General features: G+C 70.8%; 4 protein-coding genes. 3 read left to right on the top strand and 1 reads right to left on the bottom strand.

Features of this window, described 5'->3' with window-relative positions:
* Positions 1–498: S1 family peptidase (locus ACZ4MF_RS12360; protein ID WP_467491950.1), on the top strand; the 498-nt coding region annotated here is incomplete at its 5' end.
* A 281-nt stretch (positions 499–779) separates the two neighbouring features.
* Here ACZ4MF_RS12360 and ACZ4MF_RS12355 read toward each other — a convergent pair.
* The gene (locus ACZ4MF_RS12355) at positions 780–1,958 is read right to left on the bottom strand and encodes a copper resistance D family protein (RefSeq protein WP_467491949.1); all 1,179 of its coding nucleotides are present in this window, start codon (positions 1,956–1,958) and stop codon (positions 780–782) included.
* A gap of 1,746 nt (positions 1,959–3,704) precedes the next feature.
* Between ACZ4MF_RS12355 and ACZ4MF_RS12350 the strand changes: the two genes are divergently transcribed.
* Both ACZ4MF_RS12350 and ACZ4MF_RS12345 read left to right on the top strand, forming a co-directional pair.
* Positions 3,705–5,246, top strand: a complete 1,542-nt coding sequence (locus ACZ4MF_RS12350) for a sialidase family protein (RefSeq protein WP_467491948.1) — start codon at positions 3,705–3,707, stop codon at positions 5,244–5,246.
* Positions 5,247–5,376: 130 nt separating this feature from the next.
* Positions 5,377–8,052: a WD40/YVTN/BNR-like repeat-containing protein gene (locus tag ACZ4MF_RS12345; RefSeq protein WP_467491947.1), complete on the top strand. Its 2,676-nt coding sequence runs from the start codon at positions 5,377–5,379 to the stop codon at positions 8,050–8,052.
* Positions 8,053–8,203: the final 151 nt, after the last annotated feature.

Here is an 8,203-nt window from a genome sequence, read left to right as displayed (position 1 = left end):
GACGGCCAGCCGTACTTCCTGACCGCCGGCCACTGCGGCAACGACGTCAAGAGCTGGTCCGACCAGCAGGGCGGCCAGACGATCGCGACCACCGACCAGTCCACGTTCCCGGGCAACGACTACGCGATCGCCAAGTACACGGGCAGCACCGACCACCCCAGCGAGGTCGACCTCTACAACGGCAGCACCCAGAAGATCACCAAGGCCGCGGACGCCGTCGTCGGCGAGAAGGTGCAGCGCAGCGGCAGCACCACCCAGGTCCACGGTGGCACCGTCACCGCGCTGAACGCCAGCATCAACTACCAGGAAGGCACAGTCAGCGGACTGATCCAGACCGACGTCTGCGCCGAGCCCGGCGACAGCGGCGGCGCCCTCTTCGACGGCGACAGCGCCCTCGGCCTCACCTCCGGCGGCAGCGGCGACTGCACCAACGGCGGCCAGACCTTCTTCCAGCCCGTCCCCGCCGCTCTTGCGGCGTACGGCGCACAGATCGGCTGACCCCCCGGCCTCGGGCTCGGGCCGAACAGCCCCGCTCAACGGCATGAACCGGCCCCCGGATCGCCCGGGGGCCGGCGCCGCTGACGGATTCCTGCCAGATGAGGTTGATCCGCTGTTCACCGGCTTGGACGACATGCCCGGCGAGACCACGGCCGGCGCTGTAGGTCCCGTCGTGGTGGAGCGGTGATGATGGGGGCTCGGCGCGGTCCGAGGGCTGGAGGTCTCCGTACAGGGCGGCGTGCAGCGCGGTGGCAAGGCGGTGGGCCCGGCGACGTGGCTGGTCAGACGGGATCGGCGGTGGTGGTGACCGGTCGGCGGGAGAGCGCCTCGGATGCCTTGGCCGTGGCGTACAGGGATGCGGCGAGGGCGAGGGCGAGTGTCGCGCCGGCGGCGAAGACGCCGGCCGACGACTCGGCCTGCGGGCTGCCGGCTTCGGTACGGGCGGAGCCGGTGAGGAAGGGGACCACCACGAGGACGGCCAGGCCCAGGGCGACCTCACTCCAGACGACCTTGGGGAAGTGTCGCAGCGTCAGATGGAAGAGCGAGGCGCTCTCGCCTGTGCGGCCGGCCTGGACCATGCGTGGCATCAGCCAGAACTGGTTGACGGCGCCCGCGAGGACCAGTCCCAGGACGAGGACGATCTTCACCAGCAGGGCGAGGCCGTAGCCGGTACTCCACAACTGGCTGATTCCACCGACGTGTTCCCAGCTCATCCACAGACCCGAGACGACGACGGCGGCGACGCAGATCATCGCGACGAGGCTGAAGCGGCGCCACATGTCGGCCCAGAGCACACCCGCGTCCGGGCCCAGGCGGCGGCGGGCACCGGCGAGGACGCTCAGCAGGACCAGGCCGCCCAGCCACACCGTGCCACTGATGATGTGGATCTGGGTGAAGACCAGGTCCAGGAGCGCGTCCGTGGTCCGCGGGGCAATGGCCGGGACGGCGGTGATCAGCGTCACCGCCAGCGCGAGAGGCAGAGCGGTGCGGGCGATCGGCTCCAGATGGCGCCGCGCGCCGCGTGCGAACAGCGCTGTGAGGCTGGCGGCGGTGACGAGGAGGACGAGGTTCTGCACCAGGAATATGGTGCCTTGTGCGATCCAGGCGCCCTTGTCGGCGGGTGCCCGCAGGAACTGCCATATGTGTTCCGGGGCGAGGGCGTCGCCGAACGGCATGCCCGTGCCCGCCCGCGCGACGCGCGCGGCGAGCTGGAGGTAGCCGGTCACCAGCAGCACCACGCCCGACCAGGCGAGGCAGATCGCCGAGCGGTGGCGCAGCACAGCGACGTCGGCGCTCGCGTCCGATGAACTCCTGAACGCGGGGCGGACGGTGGCGGCGTAGGCGACGAGACCGCCGATGGAGCCGGTCAGGCCGATGAAGTAGCCGGTCTTGGTCACGGCCCGCCAGGTTGTGGGCAGGGTGTATCCGGCCGTGTCCTGGGCCAGCAGGAGTGCGCTCATGAGGTAAGGCTAACCTAAGTTCGAGGGGTCGGGGTGACGCGGGCGCCGGCCGGCCCCGGCGTACGGCTGACGACCGCCGCACGCCCCGCGTCACCCCGTGGGGCTGGTCAACGCGCGCCGCGTGCGCAGCGTTGTTCTGTGGGTGGGTCGGTAGTCCTCGGCCGGTCGGGACGGTGACGCGGAGTGCAGGTGCCAGCCCCGTGCGGTGGCCCGCCACGGCCTCCGTTCGACCTCCGGGAGGATGCCGAAGCAGTCGACCTCGGGCTGTGTCCGTTGTGCCGGCCGGCCGTGGAGCATGTGACACGGTTCTGGTTGGTGGTAGGTGGCGGGCGGCAGGTCGGGGTGTCCACGCTCGGCTCGGCCCGAGCCTGCGGGGCAGCGGTGCGGACCGTGACGCAACGCCGGCAAACCGCTCGTGGGGACGGGAAGGATGTCGGGACCGGCGAGACGACGTCTGTCCGCAGGCTGCCCCGGGCGGGCCCCGGCGGGAGCCGCGCCGCCCCGCGCAGGTGACGGGTCGGCGCGGCTGCAGCGGGAGAGTGCCCGGATCGAGCGGGGCGGACAAGGAACTGAAGAGAAATCAGTGGCCGCTCCGGAGAGGCCCATCGGGCTTCTTCCGCCGTGCTGCTCCAGGGCGAGGACGGCCTTGGTCATTGACGTCAGGCGGTCGGGGCTGCGGCGGGCGGCGGAAGATGCGCCAGGACTTGAGTGGGAGGAAGGCCCGCTCGGCTGGGCTGGAGCCGAACCTTGCGCGGCTCGCGGCAGGGCCCATGCCGCACACTCGGCGTCACGCGGGATGGAGCCGGTTCCCGGCCCGGCCGACACCCCGTCGGACCATCAAAGATTGCCCGGTTTGCACTTTATATTGAGAATCGGTCGTGGCGGCACCGCCCTACAGAAGGAGTATGCAGATGATCCTCAGCAGCCTGCTTGAGGCAGTTCTCGGTCTCGTCGGAGCCCTGCTCTAACCGCACCGGCACACCCATTCAGAGCAGGGGACATCGGCACCCGCTTCCGGCTCCTGGCCGGGGCGGGTGTTCGTCGTTGCGGCGCCGGGTCACGGCTCGCGGGTGCCGACCCCGGAGGATCCAGGCGGCCGGTGAGGCGGAGATGCAGGGCCGGCAGGTGCGGCAGTACCTGGTCTTCGCGCAGGTGGGCGTTGGGAGTGCGACCGGGTCGGGCCGGGTGGCGCTCGTGTGGCCGTGGCGGCACCGGTGGCCAGGACGGCGGTGAGTCCAGTGGGACTCCATGTGCGGCCGCAGACCCGGCAGCACAGCAGCCTTGACAGGAGCCGCCCAGGCGGTGGCCGGCCGGCCGCTCGCGGCCCGCTCTCTTGCCCGCGCCGCCCTCGCCGGCACTGGCCCAGGCCCCGCTACCGCACTGGCGTACCTGCGCCGCCGGGTCACCGCACAGGTCCGCGTCCTGCACGGTGCACGCCCGGAAAGCCGCCGCGTCGCCGCGCTGCCTGCCGCCTCGCCGGTGACCGTGACGGCACGCGCACTGGCGGCGCCACCCCCGGCGCCCGGCCGGTCCCGGAGGGCCTGCGCCGCTGATCGACGGAGGCATCCGATAATTGACGTGCCCTTGACCCCTTCCTCAACTCCGCTCCCACGGCCCGGGACTAGGCTCCAGGCGACTCGTGTCCCGGTGACACCGGGACCGTGTCCGCGCCAGCACAGCCCAAGACGGTCCGTTCTTCGGAGAGTTGGGGGAATCGCCATGCGCACACGTACAAGAGCGTCTCTCGTGGCCACTGCTGCCGCGTTCCTGCTCGTCGCCACCGTGGGCAACTCGGCTGCCGCGGGCGACGGCCAGCCGGTTGGCCTGGTCTCGCCCGGTGATCCTTACGCCGCCTGCGACATCAGCGGCGACGGGACCGGTACCAACTACCCGTCGGCGGAGGCCGAACCGTACGTCACCACAAGCCCCCGCGATCCGCGTGACGCGGTCGGGATCTTCCAGCAGGACCGCTGGTCCAATGGCGGAGCCCGGGGTCTGACCGCCACGTACACCCATGACGGTCGGCACTTCACCGAGACCCCGCTGCCGTTCTCGCACTGCGCGCCGGGCGGGCTCAACTACCAGCGCGCGTCCGACGGCTGGGTGAGCACCGGCCCCGACGGCACGGTCTACGCCAGCGGCCTGGTGTTCGACGCCACCGACGCGCGCAACGGCGTGGCCGCCTCGACGTCGTACGACGGCGGGCGTACCTGGACCCACACCACCCCCCTGATCGACGACACACAGGCCCAGTTCACCGACGACAAGAACGCCGTGACCGCCGACCCCGTCCACCCGGGCGTCGCCTACCAGGTCTGGGACCGCATCGACGAGGACGACTCCGCCAAGGTCTACGACGGGCCCTCCTACATCTCCGTCACCCGCGACGGCGGCCGGCACTGGTCCACGGCCCGCCCCTTCGTGGACACCTCGGTCGTGCCCCACTCGCAGACCATCGGCAACGTCATCGTCGTCGACCCGCGCACCGACACCCTCTACGACGTCCTCGACTGGCAGACGTACGACATCGACTACGCGACCGGCACCTTCACGCCCACCGACCTCCACTTCGCCGTCGTGAAATCGACCGATCAGGGCCGCACGTGGAGCAAGCCGGTCACGGTCGCCAAGGACACGTCCGTACCCGAAGTCGATCCCAACGCCCCCACCGACGCGACCAAGTCCCTGCGGGCGGGCGGCGACCTGCCGAACGTCGCCATCGACCCGCACACCGGCGAGCTCTACGTCGCCTACGAGGGCTCGGACTTCAGCGGGGGTGCCCACAACTCCGTGGAACTGGTCCACTCCGCTGACGGCGGCCGGACCTGGTCGACTCCGAAGCGGGTCAACTCCGTCGCCTCCGCACCCGCCTTCACGCCCTCCGTCAGCGTGGACGCGCGTGGCTCGGTCGCGATCACCTACTACGACCTGCGCTACCTCACCGCCGGGAACACCACCACCCTCCCCGCCGCAGCCTGGCTGCTCACCTTCCCGCGCGGCGCGCAGAACCACGCCACCGAGCGCCGCATCTCGCGGGTCTTCGACTGGCTCCGGGCCCCTTATGCAGGGGGCCACTTCCTCGGCGACTACGAGGGCCTCGCCACTGCCGGTCCCGTCGCCGTACGGCCGCTGTTCGTCGAGACCAATGCCAACGCGCCGCAGGACTCCACGGACGCATACAGCGGCCTGTTCCTGACGGGTGGGTCCTACGGCCCCTCCGTGGCGGCTACGGCTGTACCGCACGCGGCGGTTCGGCACACAGCCAGGCCGCACAGGATCGTCCGTTGATGTGCTGACGCGCCGCAAGGTAAACAGCCCACCATTTTTCCTGTGAGCCCTTGGTGTGACTGTTGTGGTCACGCCAAGATCCCCTCTGTGCCGGGACACCCCCATATGCCCGGTGCAGGGAGGAGCGGGCATGTTGCCCCCGAAGTACCAGCGACGGTTCATCACCTGCACCGTCGTAGCGGCCGCGTTCGGACTGGTGAGCACCCAGTCGTTCGCGGCGTCGAACGCCGCCAGACCGCGGCCCTGGCAGGCGCGCCACCAGGCCGCCATGGGCCGCCAGCACATCAAGGCGGTGCACGCGGGCCATGGGTTGTCCGCGCCGGCCGCCTCCGAGGGCGATGACGGGGGCGCCGACGAGGCGGAGAACTCCGCCGAGGCGACTGCCCAGTTCACCGAGGCACGCACTGCGCCCGGCGTGGTCGCGCCCGGCGCCTACGGAGCGGCCTGGCAGCAGCTCCAGTCCATGAAGCACACGAGCGGCAGCTGGGACCACGTCACCAAGAAGGCGTACAACTCCGACGACCCCCGCTACCGCGACGTCAACTCCAACTCCAGTGGCGGCGCGGGCGAGGTGACCGGCCGGATCACCGGGATCGCCGCCGACGACCAGGGGTATGTGTACGCGGGCGGCGCCAACGGCGGTGTCTTCCGCTCCACGACCGGCGGCGGCCACTGGAAGCCGATCTCCGACAGGCTCCCGTCCCTGTCGACCGGCACCCTTTCCCTCGACGGCCAGAAGCGGCTCTGGTACGCCACGGGCGAGTCCAACACCGGGGCGACGTCCTTCGTCGGCACGGGCGTGTACGTCCTGAAGGACCCACGGCACGGGCAGTTCCAGCCCGGTGACCGCGTCGGCGGCGCCGAACTGGAGTCCACCGTCATCCACGCCCTGCGCTTCGCCGGCACCAAGGTGTGGGCGGCGACCAGCACCGGCGTGTGGTCGCACTCGACGACCACCCTGTCCGGGCCCTGGAAGCAGGAGTTCGCTCCCAACCCCGACTATCTGCCGGGCGGTTCGAAGGCGGACGATCCGAGCGCGCCGTACAAGAACATCGCCAACGACATCGCCGTGGACCCCAAGGATCCGAACAAGGTCCTCCTCGCGGTCGGCTGGCGCGGCGGCGACACCTACAACGGCCTGTACGCCGAGCAGGGCGACGGCAGCTGGAAGCCGGTCAGCGGACTCGGCGACCTGCCCACCAGCAGCGCCGACGTCGGCAACATGACCTTCGCCGCCGCTGCCGACGGCTCGCGCCTGTACGCCATCGACCAGTCCCCGGCGCAGATGGCCGCCAACCCGGACAGCGGGCTCAAGGGCGTGTACGTCTCGAAGAACGGCTCGCCGTTCGGACCGTGGACGCAGATCGCGGACTACACCAAGCTGAAGGCGTCCGGGTCGGCGCTGCAGACCGCCGGCTACATGCCCGGCATCCAGTCCTGGTACAACCAGTTCCTCCAGGTCGACCCGGCCAACGCCGACCACCTCTACCTCGGCCTGGAAGAGGTCTTCGAGACCAAGAACGCCGGCCAGAGCTGGACGACCCCGGGCCCGTACTGGAACTTCCCCTTCCCCTGCTGGAGCAACGACCCGGCCAAGCAGACCGGCGACTGCTCACCCACCGTCCACTCCGACCAGCACGCCGTCGCGATCGGCAGCTACCGGGGCAAGACCTGGGCGTACGTCGGCAACGACGGCGGCATCTACCGCCGCCCGCTGAACGGCGCGGTCGACTCCGGCGGTCACGCCAAGGACTGGCAGTCCCTGAGCGACGGCACCATCGACACCCTGCAGTACTACTCCGTGGGCGTCGGCAAGGACCTGACCAACGGCGGCGTCTCGGTGACCGGCGGTCTGCAGGACAACGGCCAGTCGATCCTGCGCGGCCGTGACAAGGTCATGGGCTCCAACTTCGGCGGCGACGGCGGCGACACCATCACCGACCCCGCCAACGGCTGCAACATCGCCCAGGAGTACGTCTACCTCGACATGTGGGTCACGCAGGACTGCGGCGTGAACGACGGTTCCTGGTCGACGGACCCGACGAAGGCCACCGAGTACGAGATCGCCCCGCCCGACAAGGACCAGGGCGGCAGCGGCGCCCGCTTCATCGCCCCGATCACGGCCGACGCCAAGGACTCCAACACCTGGATCGCGGGTGGCCGGCACGTGTGGGTGAACACCAAGGGCTACGCGATCCGCTCCGGCAAGGAGTGGGCGAACGCCTACGACCTCGGTGAGGGCCATGTGGCCACCGCCGTCGCGTCCTCCGGCGGCACGGTGTACGTCGGCTGGTGCGGACCCTGCAACAACCAGGGCTTCACCCGCGGCATCGCCGTCGGCAACGCCGACGGCACCGGATGGCACCAGCTGAACCTCCCGGTCGACGGCACCATCCCGAACCGCTACGTCTCCGGCTTCGAGATCGACCCGGCCAACGCCCAGCACGTCTACGTGGCCATCAACGGCTTCTCCCGCCGCTTCACCGAGGGCCCCGGCGCCGGCGTCGGCCACGTCTTCGAGACCAAGGACGGCGGCGCGAACTGGACGGACATCTCGGCCAACCTGCCCGACGTCCCCGCCGACACGGTCAAGCTCCTCCCGAACGGCGGCCTCGCCCTCGGCACCGACCTCGCCACCTTCTACCGCCCCGCCGGCGCCACCCAGTGGCAGGTCCTGGGACACGACCTGCCCACCACGGCCGTCATGCAGCTGCGCCTCGGCCCCGACGGCAAGCTGTACGCCGCCACCCACGGACGCGGCATCCGGTCCTTCGACATACGGCGCCTCAAGGCCCGTAAGGACTGATCACGCCCCGTACGCCCCGTACGCCGACGACGGCCGGTGCGCACCCCGTTTCCGGGGCGCACCGGCCGTCGTCGGCGTACGGGTTCACTGCACCGGACACGCCGCCCCGCTCAGCCGCAGCGTGAAGGGGGGCGCATTCTCGGGCCCCCAC

The sequence above is a fragment of the Streptomyces sp. NPDC025793 genome, from assembly GCF_055558375.1.
Note: the sequence above shows the minus strand (reverse complement) of the source record. Positions and strands in the feature narration are given on the sequence as shown.

Bases quoted from the DNA above. Each gene is read 5' to 3' on its own strand.
- ACZ4MF_RS12355 (WP_467491949.1), bottom strand. From the start codon at position 1,958: ATGAGCGCACTCCTGCTGGCCCAGGACACGGCCGGATACACCCTGCCC.
- ACZ4MF_RS12345 (WP_467491947.1), top strand. From the start codon at position 5,377: ATGTTGCCCCCGAAGTACCAGCGACGGTTCATCACCTGCACCGTCGTA.